Consider the following 15,657-nt stretch of genomic DNA (forward strand, 5'->3'; position numbering starts at 1 on the left):
AACAGCCCGCCGTACCCGTGGAGCCACGATGCCAGCCCGCACTCCCGTCCGTTCCGGACCGCGCCTGCCGCTCGTCGTGACGGCCGATCCGGACCTCCTCGACGATCTGCTGCGCCTGGCCGCGGCCGGCGGCACCGAGGTCGACGTGGCGCCCGACCCGGTGGCGGCCCGTCCCCGCTTCGCGGCCGCCCCCCTGGTCGTGATCGGTGCCGACCAGGCCGCGGCCTGCCTGCGGGCGCCGCTCCCACGCCGCCCCCGCATGGTCATCGTCGGCCACACCGCGGCGGTCGAGGCGGCCTGGGAGGTCGCCGGGGACCTCGGCGCCGAGCACGTGGCCGCCCTGCCCACGGCCGAGCCGTGGCTCGTCGACCGCTTCGCCGAACGCAGCGAGCCGGCTCCGCCGGGCCGGGTGCTCGCCGTGATCGGCGGCCGGGGCGGCGCGGGAGCGAGCATCCTCGCGGGCGCCCTGGCGGTGACCGCCACCAGCAGCGGCCACCGCACGCTGCTGGTCGACGCCGACCCGGTGGGCGGCGGGCTCGACCTGGTCCTCGGCTGGGAGGGGATGGACGGCCTGCGCTGGCCGGCCCTGGCCGGCACGGGCGGCCGGGTGAACCCGCCGGCGCTGCTCGAGGCCCTGCCGCACCGCGGCGACCTGGTGCTGCTGTCGTTCGCCCGCGACGAGGTGGCGCCGGTGCCCGCCGAAGCGATGGCGGCGACCCTGGACGCGGCCCGCCGCGGTCGCGACGTGATCATCGCGGACCTGCCCCGCCGGCTCGACGACGCGGCGACGCTGGCCCTGGCCGCGGCCGACCAGACGATCATGATCGTGCCGGCCGAGCTGCGGGCGACAGCGGCGGCCTCCCGGATCGCGGCGATGGTCAGGACGCACTGCGACAACCTCGCGGTCGTGGTGCGCGGTCCGGCGCCCGGAAAGCTGAAAGCGCGAGAGGTGGCGAGGTCCATCGGGCTGCCGCTGGCCGGGTCACTCCGGCCGGAGGCGGCGATCTGCCAGGCGCTGGAGAGGGGCGACGCCCCGGCGGCCGACGGTCGTGGACCGCTGGCCGAGCTGTGCAAACGGCTCATCCGGCAACTGGTCCAGGAAGAGCGCGCGGAGGTGGCCGCGTGAGCGACGCCCTCGGCACGTTTTATCCCGAGGTCACCGAGCGGGTACGCCGGCAATTCGCCGCCGACGGTGTGGAGGCCACCCCGGCAGCCGTCGTGTCGGCGGTGCGTGCCGAGCCGGGTGCCGCTGTGCTCGGCGACACCGCTGTCCTGCGGCTGGCTGACCGGGTGCACGACCAGCTCGTCGGAGCCGGACCGCTGGCCCCGCTGCTGGCGGACCCCACGGTCACGGACGTGCTGGTCAACGGCGTGCAGGTGTGGGTCGACCGGGGTGCGGGGCTGCAGCGGGCGGCCGTTGCGCTGGGGGACGCCGACGACGTGCGACGGCTGGCCCAACGGCTGGCGGCTGCCTGCGGGCGGCGGCTGGACGACGGTCAGCCGTACGCCGACGCGCGGCTCGCGGACGGCACCCGATTGCACGCTGTGCTCCCGCCGGTGGCGACCAGCGGGCCCTACCTGTCGCTGCGGACCTTCCGGCAGCGGCCGTTCAGCCTCGGCGACCTGGTCGAGCACGGCACTGTTCCGCCCGGGCTGGCTCCGCTGCTCGCCGCGGTGGTGGCGGCTCGGCTCGCGTACCTGGTCACCGGTGGGACGGGGTCGGGGAAGACGACACTGCTGGGGACGTTGCTGGGGCTCGTGCCGCACACCGAGCGGATCGTGCTGGTGGAGGACGCCGCCGAGTTGCGGCCGGTGCATCCGCATGTGGTGGCTCTGCAGGCGCGTACCGCCAATGTCGAGGGTGCCGGGGCCGTCGGGCTCACCGATCTCGTACGGCAGGCCCTGCGGATGCGGCCGGACCGGCTGGTGGTGGGTGAGTGCCGGGGCGCCGAGATCGTCGACCTGCTGGGTGCGCTGAACACGGGGCACGACGGAGGGGCGGGCACGCTGCACGCCAATGCGCCGGGTGACGTACCGGCCCGGCTGGAGGCGCTGGGCATGCTCGGCGGTCTGCCCCGGGCGGCGTTGCACGCGCAGGTGCTGGCGGCGTTGCAGGTGGTGCTGCAGGTACGGCGTACCGACCGGGGGCGGGTCCTGGAGTCCGTCGGGGTGCTGCGGGCGGCGGGGGATCAGCGGCTGGTGTCGGTCGTACCGGCCTGGCAGCTCGGGCGCGGCGCGGGGCCGGGCGCCGAGACGCTGGCCCGGCACCTGACCGATCGCGGCGTCGCGGTCCCACCGATCCTGCAGACAGCCGGGGGAGCGCGGCCGTGAGCGGGGTGGCTTGGGTGCTCGCCGCCGGGCTGCTGACCGGGGCGGCCGCCGTTGCGGCCTGGCCGGCGGGGGCGGTGCTGCGGCGGCTCAACGGGCGACGCCAGGGTGTCAGCGCCGTGAGTTTTCGCCGGCTGGGGTCCCGGGTGCGGGTTCTGGCCTGGGTGCGGGCCCTTGCCGACGGGTCACCGCGGCGGGCGGTCGGCATCGCGATCGCGGCGGGTGCGGCGGTGGGCACGATCGTGGCCGGGCCGGTGGCTGGGCTGGTGCTCGCGGTCTACGGGGCGCTCGGGGCTCGGGCCGCTGTCCGCCGGGCTGCCCGTCGCCGGGATGTCGCGGCGCGGTCCCGCAGCCTCGACGGGTTGAACGCGCTGGCCGCCGACCTGCGTGCCGGCTTGGCGGTAGGGGCGATGCCCCTCACCGCCTCAGGTGCACGCCCCCGCGACTTCGATCTCCGGCTGGCCGAGCTGACCGCGGCGGTGTGGCGGCTGGCCGAGCAGACCGGTGCGCCCGCGGCTGATCTTGTCGAGCGGATCGAGGCCGACGCCCGGGCCGGTGACCGTTCGCGGGCCACGGCGGCTGCCCAGGCGGCCGGCGCTCAGGCGACCGCGTTGCTGCTGGCGGGCCTGCCGGTCGGCGGGATCGCACTCGGCTACGGGATCGGGGCCGACCCGCTGGAAGTGCTGCTGGGAACGCCACTGGGAGCGGCGTGCGCGATCGGCGCGGTCCTCCTGCAGTGCGCCGGCCTCCTCTGGGCCGACCGGCTCTCGACCGGACCGACGCAATGAAGCTTCGAACAGATCGACGCGATGACGACGGAATGGTGGGTGCTGACGTGAAGGCCGAGCTCGACGGAATGACCGGACCGGCGCGATGACTGAGCCAATGTGCGGCGCTGCCGCGTTTCTCCGACCGGGTCGACCCGGCCGAGTGCCCTTCAAGCCCTGCTGCGCCGCAGCGATCCTGCACGCCGCACGAGCGCCCGAATCATCCCCTCCGCCCTGCTCACAGGCTGCCCTGCTGGAAGCCACCGCAGCGCTCTTCGTGCTCACGCCGGTCCGCGAGGTGATCCCTTGATAGTCATCCTTGGCCTGGCCGGGCTCGCGGCACTTCTCGGCTTGCCGTTCGCCCGGCGGTGGGCAGTGCGGCGACGACTACGCCGACTGGGCAGATCGCCCGGCAATTCGCCCGGCCGCAGCCCGCGCTTCCTGCTTGACGTCGCCGCCGGGCTGGCAGTGGTCGGGCTGGTCGGGCACTGGTGGGCCGTGCCGTTCGGGGTCGCCACCGCCGTCGGAGTGGATCGGTTCCTGCGGCGCCGCGAACCGGCCGATGTGCGGGCGGCCCGCCAACGAGCCGTCGAGGACCTGCCGCTGGGTGCCGACCTCCTCGCCGCGGTGCTGCGCGCCGGAGCTCCCGTCGACCGGGCGGTTTCCGCCGTGGCGGACGCGCTCGGCGGCCCGCTCGGGGAGCGGCTCGACCGGGTGGGCCGCTCGCTGCGCCTGGGCGCCGAACCACCGGAGGCGTGGGCGCACCTGGCCGGTGTGCCCGGCGCTGACCGGCTCGTCGCGGCGGCCGTCCGGTCCAGCGCCAGCGGCGGCGCGCTGGCCGGCGCGTTGACCCGACTCGCCGATGACCTGCGCGGCGACCGGTCGGTGGCGGTGGAGGCGGCTGCCCACCGGGCTGGAGTCCTCATCGTTCTGCCGCTCGGGCTGTGCTTCCTGCCCGCTTTCGTGCTCGCCGGGCTCGTACCGGTGGTCGTCGACGTCCTGGGCGACGTCCTGTGAGAGCCCACCGCAAGACCCTGTGAGAGCCCACCGCAAACTCGCCGGCCCAGTCGCCGGTGCTGGTCGCCGTCCGCGGCGACGTCCTGGGAGAACCCACCACGAGAAGGAGATCCACGTGCACAGACTGTTCCTCCGCCTGGCCGGCCTGCGAGGCGACGACGGCATGAACACCGCCGAATACGCCGTCGGCACGCTCGCCGCCGTCGCGTTCGCCGGCGTTCTGCTCAAGGTGCTCAGCAGCCCGACCGTGCAGGCGTCGCTGACCGGCGTGATCAACGACGCGCTGAAGTGAGCGGGCGCCGGTGGTCCGGTCGTCTGCGGGCGCTCGGGTCGGACAGGGGTGCGTTCACCGCCGAGATGGCGGCCGGGCTGCCGGCGCTCATGCTGCTGCTGTTCGCCGGGCTGACGGCGGTCGGGGCGGTGACCGCTCAGGGCCGGTGCGTGGACGCCGCCAGAGAGGGTGCGCTGGTCGCCGCCCGCGGCGGGTCGGGCCTCGCGGAGGCCGCCCGGATAGCTCCGGCGGAAGCGCAGATCGATCTGGTGACGGGAGAGGAGACAGTGACGGTCACGGTGCGTGCTCCGGTTCCGATTCTGGGCGGCCACCTCCCGGCCATGTCGGTACGCGCGGAAGCAGTCGCCGCTCGCGAACCCGAGCTGACCGGCACAGTCCCATGAGGACGAGCAGCGATCGGGGGGCCGCCTCGATCCTGGTGCTGGCCATCGGGCTGGTGCTGGTCGCCGCCGGGATCGCCGGGGCGGCCGTCGGGGCGGCGCGGGTCGGCCGGCATCAGGCTCGGACAGCGGCTGACCTGGGCGCACTGGCCGGCGCAGCCCGCGCGGTGGAAGGCGCCGAGGTGGCCTGCGGGAGAGCGGAGCGGTTCGTTCTCGCCAACGGGGCGCGGCTGGTCTCCTGCCGCGTCGACGGTCTGGAGATCGTCGTCGGCGTCGAGGTCACCGTGACGCCGTTACCGGGACTCACCCGCTACGCGTCAGCCGCCGCCCGCGCGGGACCGGTCTGAGCCACTCCGGAGAACTGAGCGAGGACCGCGTCCAGGACGGCCACCGCGCCCTTCTTGTCCAGGGGGTTGTTGCCGTTGCCGCACTTCGGGGACTGCACGCACGACGGGCAGCCGGTCTCGCAGCCGCAACTGGCGATCGCCTCCCTGGTCGCCTGGAGCCACTCTGCCGCCGTCGCGTAGGCGCGTTCCGCGAAGCCCGCCCCGCCCGGGTGGCCGTCGTAGACGAACACCGTCGGCGCTTCCGTGTCCTGGTGGTTCGCCGTCGACAAGCCCCCGATGTCCCAGCGGTCGCACGTCGCCATCAGCGGCAGCAGGCCGATCGCCGCGTGTTCCGCCGCGTGCAGCGCCCCCGGGAAGTCCGCCGGCTCCACCCCCGACGCCACCAGGAGATTCGGTGAGAGCGTGAACCAGACCGCCACCGTGCGGAGTTCCCTCGGCGGCAGGTCCAGCGGCCGGGTGTCGATCACCTCGCCCGAGCCGATCCGGCGGCGCTGGTACGAGACCACCTGGTTCGTCACGTCCACCTCGCCCAGGAACAGGCCGACCGGGCCCGCGTTCACGTACTCGCGGATCGAGACCACCGACAGATCCGTCACGTCCCGGGCGTGCGTCGACCAGTCCGGCTCGGCCGCGTGCACCAGGGCCACCGCGTCCTCCAGGTCCAGGTCGTCCACCAGGTACGACACGCCCTGATGCAGGTAGACCGCCCCGGTGTGCAGCATGACGTGCGACGAGCCCTGGTCGACCGTGCCGAGCAGGCGGCCGGTCGCCGACTCGACCACCGAGATCGGGGCCCCGCCCGTGCCGCGCAGGTCCACGTCCGGGCGGCCGCGGTGCGTCCAGTACCAGCCCGACGGCCGGCGGCGCAGCGCCCCCGACTCGGTCAGGGCTTCCGCCGCCGCCAGCGCCGGCGCACCGCCGAACAGCTCCAGGTCCGCCTTCGTCAGCGGGGCCTCCACGGCGGCGCAGCACAGTTGTGGGCCCAGCACGTACGGGTTGGCCGGGTCCAGGGCCGTCGCCTCGACCGGCCGGCCGAACAGCGCCTCCGGGTGGTGCACCAGGTACGTGTCCAGCGGATCGTCCCGGGCCACCAGCACCGCCAGCGCCTCGCCCCCGGCCCGGCCCGCGCGCCCCGCCTGCTGCCACAACGACGCCCGGGTGCCCGGATAGCCGCAGATCAGCACGGCGTCCAGACCGACCAGGTCGACGCCCAGCTCCAGTGCGTTGGTCGAGGCCAGGGCCAGCAACTCGCCGGTCAGCAGGGCCCGTTCGATCGCCCGCCGGTCCTCCTTCAGATACCCCGCCCGGTACGCCGCCACCCGGTCACCCAGGCCCGGCACCACCTCGTCCAGCGCGCGCCGGGTCATCGTCGCCACCACTTCGGCGCCACGCCGGGACCTGACGAACGCCAGCGTCCGGGTGCCCGCCACGACGGCGTCGGTCAGCAGGTCGGCCGTCTCGCTCAGCGCTGACCGGCGTACCGGGGGCAGCTCCGCCTCCAGGTCATCGAGCTCGCGCGGCAGCAGCGGCGGCTCCCACAGCGCGAAGGTCGTTGCCCCGCGCGGCGACGCGTCCTCGGTCACCGCCTCGACCGGCAGGCCGGTGAGGCGGCTCGCCGCGTGGGCCGGGTCGCCGGAGGTCGCCGAGGCCAGGATGAACGTCGGCTCGCTGCCGTACCGGGCCGCGACCCGGCGGAGCCGGCGCAGGACGTGCGCCACGTGCGAGCCGAAGACCCCGCGGTACGTGTGGCACTCGTCGATCACCACGTACCGCAGGCGGCGCAGGAACGTACCCCAGCGCGCGTGGCCCGGCAGCAGCGCGTGGTGCAGCATGTCCGGGTTGGTCAGCACGAAGCGGGAGTGCTGGCGGATCCACTCGCGTTCCTCGCGGGGGGTGTCACCGTCGTATGTGGCCGGGCGTACCCCCTCGACGCCCAGCCGGACCAGCGCGCGCAGCTGGTCCGCCGCCAGCGCCTTGGTCGGGGACAGGTAGAGCACCGTCGCGCGGGGGTCTTCCACCAGCGCGGTCAGCGCGGGCAGCTGGTACGCCATCGACTTGCCGGAGGCCGTGCCCGTCGCCAGCACGACGTGCTGGCCCGTTCGGGCCAGCTCCGCCGCCGCGGCCTGATGTTCCCAGGGCGCGATGATCCCGCGGTCGGCGAGCGCGGAGATCACAGCCGGCGCCGCCCACTGCGGCCACGGCACCGGGCGGCCGGGCCGGGCGGGCAGCGCCTCCACGTGGGTGACCGGCGACTGGCCGGCGCTGCGGGCGCGCAGCCGGTGCAGCAGTTCGGCCGGTCCGAGCCCGGTCAGTGCGCCGCGTGCGGCCGGGATTCCCGGGACGGTCGTGGTCACGTCTGCACTGTGACATCGGTATGGCCCGAACCTCAAACGGGTACGACGGGAGGGTGCGACGCGTCGTGCCCGGAGCGTCGGTGGTTAGATTCGCTGTGGAGATCGGCTGCCTGAAGGCTTGACCCCGAGGGAGGAGGACCGATGGAGCTGTCGCTGACGACCCGTACCGTCGGCGAGCACACGGTGCTCGACGTCGGTGGTGAGGTCGATGTCTACACGGCGCCACGCCTGCGTGAGCGGCTCGTGGAGCTGGTCGACGGTGGGTCGCGCAACGTCGTGGTGGATCTCGCCCGCGTCGACTTCCTCGACTCGACCGGTCTCGGTGTGCTGGTCGGCGCCCTGAAGCGGCTGCGCGCCGCCAACGGGACGTTCGGCCTGGTCTGCAGCAAGGAGCCGCTGCTCAAGATCTTCCGGATCACCGCGCTCGACCAGGTGTTCCCGATCTACCCCTCCGTCGAGGCGGCCACCTCGACGTCGTCCGGCGATCGCGACGACAACCCCCCGACGGCGTGATGGCCACGGTTCGGCTGTCGTTCTCCCCGGCACCGGTGCACGTGCGTACGGCCCGGCTGGTCGGCGTCGCGGTGGCCCGGCGGGCGGGCGTCGCCGAGGAGTTGCTCGACGAGGTGCGGCTGGCCATCGGTGAGGCGTGCACCCGGGCGGTCGCCCTGCACCGGCAGTACAACCTGCCCGACCTGGTGATGGTCGAGATGTCCGACACCGACTCGTACACGGTCCGGGTCATCGACCGGGCGCCGATCGAGGCCAGTGTCGGCCTGGCCAAGCTGCCGCCGGACGAGCTGGCCGACGAGTCGCTCACCGACGAGGCGCTGACCACCGGCGTGGGCTTCGCCCTGCTCGCCGGCTTCGTGGACGACCTGCAGGTGCGCCCGGTGGAAGAAGGCGCCGGCACCGAGGTCCGGATGGTCTGGCCCGTCCACCGGCGCTGAGACAAAGGTGCCGTTCACCGCACAAATCACGCCGTTCGGCGCATGGCATGGGAAACCGCTGCTGGAGGCGCGGAGCCTAGGCGGTAACCGATTCGGGTGCCAACCGCTAACACAGCGGTAAACATCACCCTGACACGGCCGGATCCAGGTGTGACCATCACCACGTTCGGCCGCTACAGTACGCCGGTAATCAGCTACTGCTCCCTGGTTCCGCGTCCGCGGGACCAGGTTGTCGTCTCCTAGAGCAGGGAGTGCGCCCGGCGGTTTCGTCCGCTGCCCGGGTGCGGTCGGTGTACAGGAGGACATTGATGTCCCGGACCTCCATAACCCTCGCTGCCGAAAGCAGCGGCGGGTCGCTCGACAGTTCGAATGTCACGTTCGTCATCGTCGCGATCGTCTTCGCGCTGGTGGCGCTGGCATTCGCTGCTGTCTTCGTCAAGTCGGTGCTTTCCGCGGGCCGCGGTACCACCAACATGCAAGAGATCGCGGGGGCGGTTCAGGAGGGCGCTTCGGCGTATCTGTTCCGGCAGTTCAAGACCCTCGCCATCTTCGTCGTCATCGCGGTCGTGCTGCTCTTCCTGCTGCCGGTGCACAACACCGACAGCGAGACCGCGGTCAAGGTCGGCCGGTCGCTGTTCTTCATCGTCGGTGCGGTCTTCAGCTCGTTCATCGGCGGCGCGGGCATGGCCCTGGCCACCCGGGCGAACCTGCGGGTCGCCGCGGCGGCCGGCGAGGCCGGTGGCCGCGAGAAGGCGATGGGCATCGCGTTCCGCACCGGTGGCGTGGTCGGCTTCCTCACCGTGGGCCTGGGCCTGTTCGGTGGCGCGCTGGTCGTGCTGATCTACCGCAGCGACGCCCCGACCGTGCTCGAGGGCTTCGGCTTCGGCGCCGCGCTGCTCGCCATGTTCATGCGGGTCGGCGGCGGCATCTTCACCAAGGCCGCCGACGTCGGCGCCGACCTGGTCGGCAAGGTCGAGCAGGGCATCCCGGAGGACGACGCGCGCAACCCCGCGACCATCGCGGACAACGTCGGCGACAACGTCGGTGACTGCGCCGGCATGGCCGCCGACCTCTTCGAGTCGTACGCGGTGACGCTGGTCGCGGCGCTGATCCTGGGCCAGGCCGCGTTCGGCCAGGACGGCCTGATCTTCCCGCTGATCGTCTCCACGGTCGGCGTGGTCATCGCCATCGTCGGTGTCTTCATCACCCGGCTCCGCGCGTCGGACAAGAACGGCCTGACGGCCATCAACCGCGCCTTCTACATCTCGGCCGTGCTCTCCGCGGTCATCGTGGCGATCGTCAGCTTCGTCTACCTGCCGGACACCTTCGCGGGCTTCGGCGCCGACGCCGGCATCGACCAGGGCGTGATCGACAGCGGTCGCAACCCGCAGCTCGTCGCCATCGGCGCCGTCGTCATCGGCATCGTGCTGGCCGCCGCCATCCAGGCGCTGACCGGCTACTTCACCGAGACCGAGAAGCGTCCGGTGCAGGACATCGGCAAGTCGTCGCAGACCGGTGCGGCCACCGTCGTGCTCGCCGGCATCAGCGTCGGCCTCGAGTCGGCCGTCTACTCGGCGCTGCTCATCGGCGCGGGCGTCTTCGGCGCGTACCTGCTGGGCGGCACCTCGATCACGCTGTCGCTGTTCGCCGTGGCGCTGGCCGGCACCGGCCTGCTCACCACGGTCGGCGTCATCGTCGCGATGGACACCTTCGGCCCGATCTCGGACAACGCGCAGGGCATCGCGGAGATGTCCGGTGACATCGACGAGAACGGCGCCCGGATCCTGACCGAGCTCGACGCGGTCGGCAACACCACCAAGGCGATCACCAAGGGCATCGCGATCGCCACGGCCGTGCTGGCCGCGACGGCGCTGTTCGGTTCGTACACGAACACCCTGCAGTCGTCGCTGGCCGACGCGGGCATCCCGGCCGACCGGATCGGCACCGAGATCCTCGGCCTGCTGAACATCTCCAACCCGCGCAACCTGGTCGGCCTGCTGATCGGCGCCGCGGTGGTGTTCCTCTTCTCCGGCCTGGCCATCAACGCCGTGTCCCGCTCGGCGGGCGCGGTCGTGATGGAGGTACGCCGCCAGTTCCGCGAGTTCCCGGGCATCATGGAGCGCACCCAGCGCCCCGAGTACGGCAAGGTCGTCGACATCTGCACCCGGGACGCCCAGCGTGAGCTGCTCACTCCCGGTCTGCTGGCCATCCTGGCGCCGATCGCGGTGGGCTTCGGCCTGGGCGCCGGCGCGCTGGCCTCCTACCTGGCCGGTGCGATCGGCGCGGGCACCCTGATGGCCGTCTTCCTGGCCAACTCCGGTGGCGCCTGGGACAACGCCAAGAAGCTGGTCGAGGACGGTGCGTACGGGGGCAAGGGCTCCGAGGCGCACGCGGCCACGGTCATCGGTGACACGGTGGGTGACCCGTTCAAGGACACCGCCGGTCCGGCCATCAACCCGCTGCTCAAGGTCATGAACCTGGTGTCGCTGCTGATCGCCCCGGCCGTGGTGACCCTGAGCGTCGGCACCGACGCCAACGACCCGGTCCGGATCGCCCTCGCGGTGGTCGCGGCCCTGATCGTGGCCGGTGCGGTGATCTGGAGCAAGCGCAAGCCGATCTCCATGGGCGAGCCCAGCCCGACCACGGAGACCAAGTCGGAGCGGATCAGCGCCTGATCCCAGCACGACGGAGAGGGCACCCGGCACTCGCCGGGTGCCCTCTGTCGGAGGTTGGCCGTACGCTGCAATCCATGCGCACGGCCCGCACCACACCCTTACTGCTTGTTCTCTCGTTCGTCGTGACACTGGGTGGTTGCGCGGGCGGTCCCGCGCCCCGCGCCTGGGCCGCCTCGGTCTGCACGGTGCTCGCGCCCTGGCGCTCCGAGATCGGCACCCTGGCGACCCGCACCCAGCAGCAGATGACCGCCGAGACCACCCCGGCACAGGCCAAGGAAAACCTGACCCGGCTGTTCGGTGGGGCCGAGTCGGCCAGTGAGAAGGCCCGGGCCGGCGTGCGCAAGGCCGGCGTCCCGGACGTCGAGCAGGGCAAAGAGGTCGCCGACAGCTTCACCGCCTCGCTCAGCGCGATGCGCGACGCGTACGGGCGGGCCAAGAGCGGCATCGCGGCGCTGGCCACCAGCCCGTCGAAGGACTTCTACACCAAGGTCGGCTCCGTGGTGGACACCCTCAACGTCGAATACAAGCAGAGTGAGCTGGACACCAGCCGGCTCGACTCGGAAGAGCTCAAGAAGGCGTTCGACGAGGCGCCGGAATGCCGCTGACGGGCACCTGCTGATGACGGAGCGCCGCTGACCATGACCGAGCCCGGGTGGCCGCTGATCCCGCGTGAGGTGCTGCCCGCGCCGGTTCCGGACGCCCGGATCCCGGCCGCGCCGAAAGTCCGGCGCCGTGCCGCGCTGACCGTGCCGGCCGTCCGGCAACTGTCGATCTTCGGGGTGGAAGCGGCCGATCCATCGCTGGCCGACCTGGCCGGGCTGCTCACCGGTCCGGGACGGCTGGGCCGGATGGGCGGTACGGCCAGAGTCGCGGTCCGGGTGGACGCCGCCTGGCGGGTGCACGTGCTGGTCGAGGAGCTGGTGTCGCGGGGTCTGGTGGTCACCTGGGCCCCGGTGACGACCGACGGCGTCGACGATCACGTGGCGGAACTCACGGCCGAGCCGGTGGAGCTGACGCTGGCGGCCGGCGAGGAGCCCGCCGAGCCGGCCGACGAACCGGCCGCAGCCGACGACGAGGGCGCGACCAGCGACGAGCCCGCAGACGTCGAAGCCGCGACCGTAGATAAGAAGGAGGACGCGGATCCCCGTACCGTCTCTTTCGAGGTCCGGACCGCTTACAGCAGCCGGCTGGACCCGCTCGCCCGGGCCTGGCCGCCGCCGGACGACCGGCTCTTTCTGACCGGGCCGCAGTTGCGGCTCTGGGTCGCCGCGGCCGGGTCGCCGCGGCCCGAGGGCTACGCGCTCGGTCTGGATCCCGACGGCTTTCTTGACAAAGCCGCCGACGCCGCGCTGACCCGGGTCGGTCTGGCCGGCACCGTGCAGGCCGGTCCGGCGTACGTCATCGCAGGTCGCAGGCGGCTCGCCCGGCTCGCGGAGCTGGTCGGCGAACGGCCCGCCGCGGCACCCGAAAGGCTGTGGCCGGGCGCCGCCGCCGGTTGACCTTCGGTGATTGTGTCCGACACGACGCCATGTTCCCGGTGTACGGTGTCGCCGTCGGACGCATGCGGTGGCCGGACCGTTACCATCCGACTTCTCCGTTGCCCGGGGAATGCCTGCTCGTCCGGCGCGTTACGTTGAACGTCCGCGTGTCCGTCGTCCGCGACGGGCCGCCGATCGATCGAGAAGTGTGGGAGTGCCGTGCCGGAGAAAGCCAGGACGACCCGTCTGGTCATCGTCGAGTCCCCGTCGAAGGCCAAGACGATCGCCGGCTATCTGGGGCCCGACTATTTCGTCGAGGCCTCCTTCGGCCATGTCCGGGACCTGCCGAAGAACGCCGCCGACGTGCCCGCCAAGTACAAGGGCGAGTCGTGGGCGCGGCTCGGCGTCGACGTCGACAACGGCTTCCACGCGCTCTACGTGGTCTCGCAGGACCGCAAGCAGCAGATCGCCAAGCTGACCAAGCTGGCCAAAGAGGTGGACGAGATCCTGCTCGCCACCGATGAGGACCGCGAGGGCGAGGCCATCGCCTGGCACCTGGTCGAGACGATCAAGCCCAAGGTCCCGATCAAGCGGATGGTCTTCCACGAGATCACCAAGGCGGCCATCCAGGCCGCGGTGGCCAACCCCCGCGAGATCGACAAGGACCTGGTCGACGCGCAGGAGGCCCGGCGCATCCTGGACCGGCTCTACGGGTACGAGGTCAGCCCCGTCCTGTGGAAGAAGGTGATGCCCCGCCTGTCCGCCGGGCGCGTCCAGTCCGTGGCCACCCGGATCGTGGTCGAGCGGGAGCGCCAGCGGATGGCGTTCCGCACCGCGGAGTACTGGGACATCAACGCTCTGCTGTCGGTGCAGGGCAAGACCGAGGGCACCCGATCGTTCTCGGCGACCCTGATCGCCCTGGACGGCGACCGGATCGCCACCGGCCGTGACTTCGAGCCGACCACCGGCCAGGTCAAGCCCGGTGCCGGCGTGGTCCACCTGGACGGCGACGGGGCCCGCGGGCTCGCGGCGCGACTTGAGGACCGCCCGTTCACGGTCACCCGCGTGGAGGAGAAGCCGTACAGGCGGAAGCCGTACGCGCCGTTCATCACCTCGACGCTGCAGCAGGAAGCCGCCCGCAAGATGCGGTTCTCCTCGTCGCAGACCATGCGCACCGCCCAGCGGCTGTACGAGAACGGCTATATCACCTACATGCGTACGGACTCGGTGAACCTTTCCGAGACCGCGATCAGCGCCGCCCGCCGCCAGATCGCCGAGCTGTACGGCGCCAACAACGTGCCGCCGCAGCCCCGCCGCTACACCGGTAAGGTCAAGAACGCGCAGGAGGCGCACGAGGCGATCCGCCCCGCGGGGGACAACTTCCGCACCCCCGGCGAGGTCGCCAACGAGCTGTCCACCGACGAGTTCAAGCTCTACGAGCTGATCTGGCGCCGTACGGTCGCCTCGCAGATGACCGACGCCGTCGGTAACTCCGTCTCGGTACGGATCCGCGCGATCTCCACCGCCGGTGAAGAGGTCGACTTCGGCGCCAGCGGCAAGACCATCACCGACCCGGGCTTCCTGCGCGCCTACGTCGAGTCCTCCGACGACGAGAACGCCGAGGCCGAGGACGCCGAGCGCCGCCTGCCGAACCTGGTCAAGGACCAGCCGCTGACGGCCGAGGAGCTCAACGCGATCGGCCACCACACCTCGCCGCCCGCCCGCTACACCGAGGCGTCGCTGGTCAAGGCCCTGGAAGAGCTGGGCATCGGCCGCCCGTCGACCTACGAGTCGATCATGCGGACGATCCAGGACCGGGGGTACGTGGAGAAGCGCGGCCAGGCGCTGATCCCGTCGTTCATCGCGTTCGCGGTCGTCGGCCTGCTCGAGGGCCACTATCCGCGGCTGGTCGACTACAACTTCACCGCCGCGATGGAGACCCAGCTCGACGACATCGCCGGTGGCGACCACGCGGCCCTGGACTTCCTGACCTCCTTCTACTTCGGCAGCGACCTGGGCGCGGACGACTCGATCGCCAAGGCCGGCGGCCTGAAGAAGATGGTCACCGAGAACCTCAGCGACATCGACGCCCGCGCGGTCAACTCGATCCCGCTGTTCAAGGACGACGCCGGCCGCAACGTGGTGGTCCGCGTGGGCCGCTACGGGCCGTACCTGCAGCGCGCCCTGCCCGACGCGACCGAGGAGGCGCCCGAGGACCGGGTGTCCATCCCCGAGGGCGTCGCGCCGGACGAGCTGACCGTCGAGAAGGTCACCGAGCTCTACCTGGGTGGCGGCGGCGAGCGCAGCCTGGGCGACGACCCGGCCACCGGGGAGTCCGTGACGCTCAAGTCGGGTCGCTTCGGCCCGTACGTGCAGAGCGGCGAGAAGAAGTCCAGCCTGTTCAAGTCCCAGACGCCGGACACCCTCACCCTCGAGCAGGCCCTGCGGCTGCTGGAGCTGCCCCGCACGGTCGGCAAGGACCCTGAGGGCGCGGAGATCGTCGCGGCCAACGGTCGCTACGGGCCGTACGTGAAGCGTGGTGACGACTTCCGTTCGCTGGAGAGCGAGGACAAGCTCTTCACCGTGACGCTCGACGAGGCGCTGGCCCTGCTCGCCGCCCCGAAGACCCGCCAGCGCCGGGCCGCCGCGCCGCCGCTGCGGGAGATGGGCAACGACCCGGCCACCGACAAGCCGATGGTGATCAAGGAAGGCCGCTTCGGCCCGTACGTGACGGACGGCGAGTTCAACGCGTCGTTGCGCCGCGGCCAGACGCCGGAGGAACTGACCGTCGCGCAGGCCTCCGAGATGCTCGCCGAGAAGCGCGCCAAGGGACCCGCCCCCAAGAAGAAGGCGGCCGCGAAGAAGGCCCCGGCCAAGAAGGCGGCAGCCGCCTCCTCCGACGCCACCCCCGCCAAGAAGGCCGCAGCCAAGAAGGCGCCCGCCAAGAAGGCAGCCGCCAAGAAGGCCACGCCGGCCAAGCGAGCCACCAACGCCTCCCCAACCGCGAAGAAGGCTCCCGCCAGGGCGACTGCCAGCGCGGAATAGCGGAGCGGTGCACGACTACTGAGT

General features: G+C 72.4%; 14 protein-coding genes. 13 read left to right on the forward strand and 1 reads right to left on the reverse strand.

Annotated features, from left to right (window positions below; translation table 11 throughout):
- The first annotated feature begins 28 nt into the window (after positions 1–28).
- The 7 genes from ssd to ACWEOZ_RS02975 all read left to right on the forward strand — a co-directional run bounded on the left by ssd (position 29) and on the right by ACWEOZ_RS02975 (position 5,131).
- Positions 29–1,126, forward strand: a complete 1,098-nt coding sequence (ssd, locus tag ACWEOZ_RS02945; protein ID WP_451909064.1) for a septum site-determining protein Ssd — start codon at positions 29–31, stop codon at positions 1,124–1,126.
- On the forward strand, positions 1,123–2,331 hold the full coding sequence (locus ACWEOZ_RS02950) for a TadA family conjugal transfer-associated ATPase (RefSeq protein ID WP_451909065.1): 1,209 nt from the start codon (positions 1,123–1,125) through the stop codon (positions 2,329–2,331). Before ssd ends, ACWEOZ_RS02950 begins: the two co-directional genes overlap by 4 nt.
- Entirely contained in the window at positions 2,328–3,116 is a 789-nt protein-coding gene (locus ACWEOZ_RS02955) for a type II secretion system F family protein (RefSeq protein WP_451909066.1), read from the forward strand. Before ACWEOZ_RS02950 ends, ACWEOZ_RS02955 begins: the two co-directional genes overlap by 4 nt.
- A gap of 285 nt (positions 3,117–3,401) precedes the next feature.
- Complete coding sequence (locus ACWEOZ_RS02960; RefSeq protein ID WP_451909067.1) at positions 3,402–4,112, forward strand: type II secretion system F family protein; 711 nt, start codon at positions 3,402–3,404, stop codon at positions 4,110–4,112.
- A gap of 109 nt (positions 4,113–4,221) precedes the next feature.
- Positions 4,222–4,404 carry a DUF4244 domain-containing protein gene (locus tag ACWEOZ_RS02965; protein ID WP_451909238.1) on the forward strand — a complete coding sequence of 61 codons (183 nt, stop codon included), beginning with the start codon at positions 4,222–4,224 and terminating at the stop codon, positions 4,402–4,404.
- The gene (locus tag ACWEOZ_RS02970) at positions 4,401–4,787 is read left to right on the forward strand and encodes a TadE family type IV pilus minor pilin (RefSeq protein ID WP_451909068.1); all 387 of its coding nucleotides are present in this window, start codon (positions 4,401–4,403) and stop codon (positions 4,785–4,787) included. Before ACWEOZ_RS02965 ends, ACWEOZ_RS02970 begins: the two co-directional genes overlap by 4 nt.
- Positions 4,784–5,131 (forward strand): Rv3654c family TadE-like protein, encoded by a 348-nt coding sequence (locus tag ACWEOZ_RS02975; protein ID WP_451909069.1) that lies wholly within the window; start codon positions 4,784–4,786, stop codon positions 5,129–5,131. The genes ACWEOZ_RS02970 and ACWEOZ_RS02975 overlap by 4 nt, the downstream gene beginning before the upstream one ends.
- Here the strand turns inward: ACWEOZ_RS02975 and ACWEOZ_RS02980 are convergent.
- Positions 5,095–7,485 (reverse strand): DEAD/DEAH box helicase, encoded by a 2,391-nt coding sequence (locus ACWEOZ_RS02980; protein WP_451909070.1) that lies wholly within the window; start codon positions 7,483–7,485, stop codon positions 5,095–5,097. The genes ACWEOZ_RS02975 and ACWEOZ_RS02980 overlap by 37 nt on opposite strands.
- Positions 7,486–7,626: 141 nt before the next feature.
- Here ACWEOZ_RS02980 and ACWEOZ_RS02985 point away from each other — a divergent pair, with 141 nt between their 5' ends.
- The 6 genes from ACWEOZ_RS02985 to topA all read left to right on the forward strand — a co-directional run bounded on the left by ACWEOZ_RS02985 (position 7,627) and on the right by topA (position 15,633).
- Positions 7,627–7,998, forward strand: a complete 372-nt coding sequence (locus ACWEOZ_RS02985; protein ID WP_451909071.1) for an STAS domain-containing protein — start codon at positions 7,627–7,629, stop codon at positions 7,996–7,998.
- The gene (locus tag ACWEOZ_RS02990) at positions 7,995–8,435 is read left to right on the forward strand and encodes an ATP-binding protein (RefSeq protein ID WP_212993691.1); all 441 of its coding nucleotides are present in this window, start codon (positions 7,995–7,997) and stop codon (positions 8,433–8,435) included. The genes ACWEOZ_RS02985 and ACWEOZ_RS02990 overlap by 4 nt, the downstream gene beginning before the upstream one ends.
- A 308-nt stretch (positions 8,436–8,743) precedes the next feature.
- A complete protein-coding gene (locus tag ACWEOZ_RS02995; protein ID WP_451909072.1) occupies positions 8,744–11,110 on the forward strand; it encodes a sodium-translocating pyrophosphatase in 2,367 nt (788 codons plus the stop codon).
- A gap of 74 nt (positions 11,111–11,184) precedes the next feature.
- Complete coding sequence (locus tag ACWEOZ_RS03000; protein ID WP_360829758.1) at positions 11,185–11,715, forward strand: hypothetical protein; 531 nt, start codon at positions 11,185–11,187, stop codon at positions 11,713–11,715.
- A 33-nt stretch (positions 11,716–11,748) separates the two neighbouring features.
- Positions 11,749–12,609 carry a hypothetical protein gene (locus ACWEOZ_RS03005; protein WP_451909073.1) on the forward strand — a complete coding sequence of 287 codons (861 nt, stop codon included), beginning with the start codon at positions 11,749–11,751 and terminating at the stop codon, positions 12,607–12,609.
- 198 nt (positions 12,610–12,807) lie between these two features.
- Positions 12,808–15,633, forward strand: coding sequence for a type I DNA topoisomerase (gene topA, locus ACWEOZ_RS03010; RefSeq protein ID WP_451909074.1), 2,826 nt, complete (start codon positions 12,808–12,810; stop codon positions 15,631–15,633).
- Positions 15,634–15,657 lie beyond the last annotated feature (24 nt).

Source organism: Actinoplanes sp. NPDC004185, assembly GCF_053603475.1.

Coding starts and splice junctions, on each gene's coding strand:
- ACWEOZ_RS02975 (WP_451909069.1), top strand. CDS start 4,784: ATGAGGACGAGCAGCGATCGGGGGGCCGCCTCGATCCTGGTGCTGGCC.
- ACWEOZ_RS02985 (WP_451909071.1), top strand. CDS start 7,627: ATGGAGCTGTCGCTGACGACCCGTACCGTCGGCGAGCACACGGTGCTC.
- ACWEOZ_RS02995 (WP_451909072.1), top strand. CDS start 8,744: ATGTCCCGGACCTCCATAACCCTCGCTGCCGAAAGCAGCGGCGGGTCG.
- ACWEOZ_RS03005 (WP_451909073.1), top strand. CDS start 11,749: ATGACCGAGCCCGGGTGGCCGCTGATCCCGCGTGAGGTGCTGCCCGCG.
- ACWEOZ_RS03000 (WP_360829758.1), top strand. CDS start 11,185: ATGCGCACGGCCCGCACCACACCCTTACTGCTTGTTCTCTCGTTCGTC.
- ssd (WP_451909064.1), top strand. CDS start 29: ATGCCAGCCCGCACTCCCGTCCGTTCCGGACCGCGCCTGCCGCTCGTC.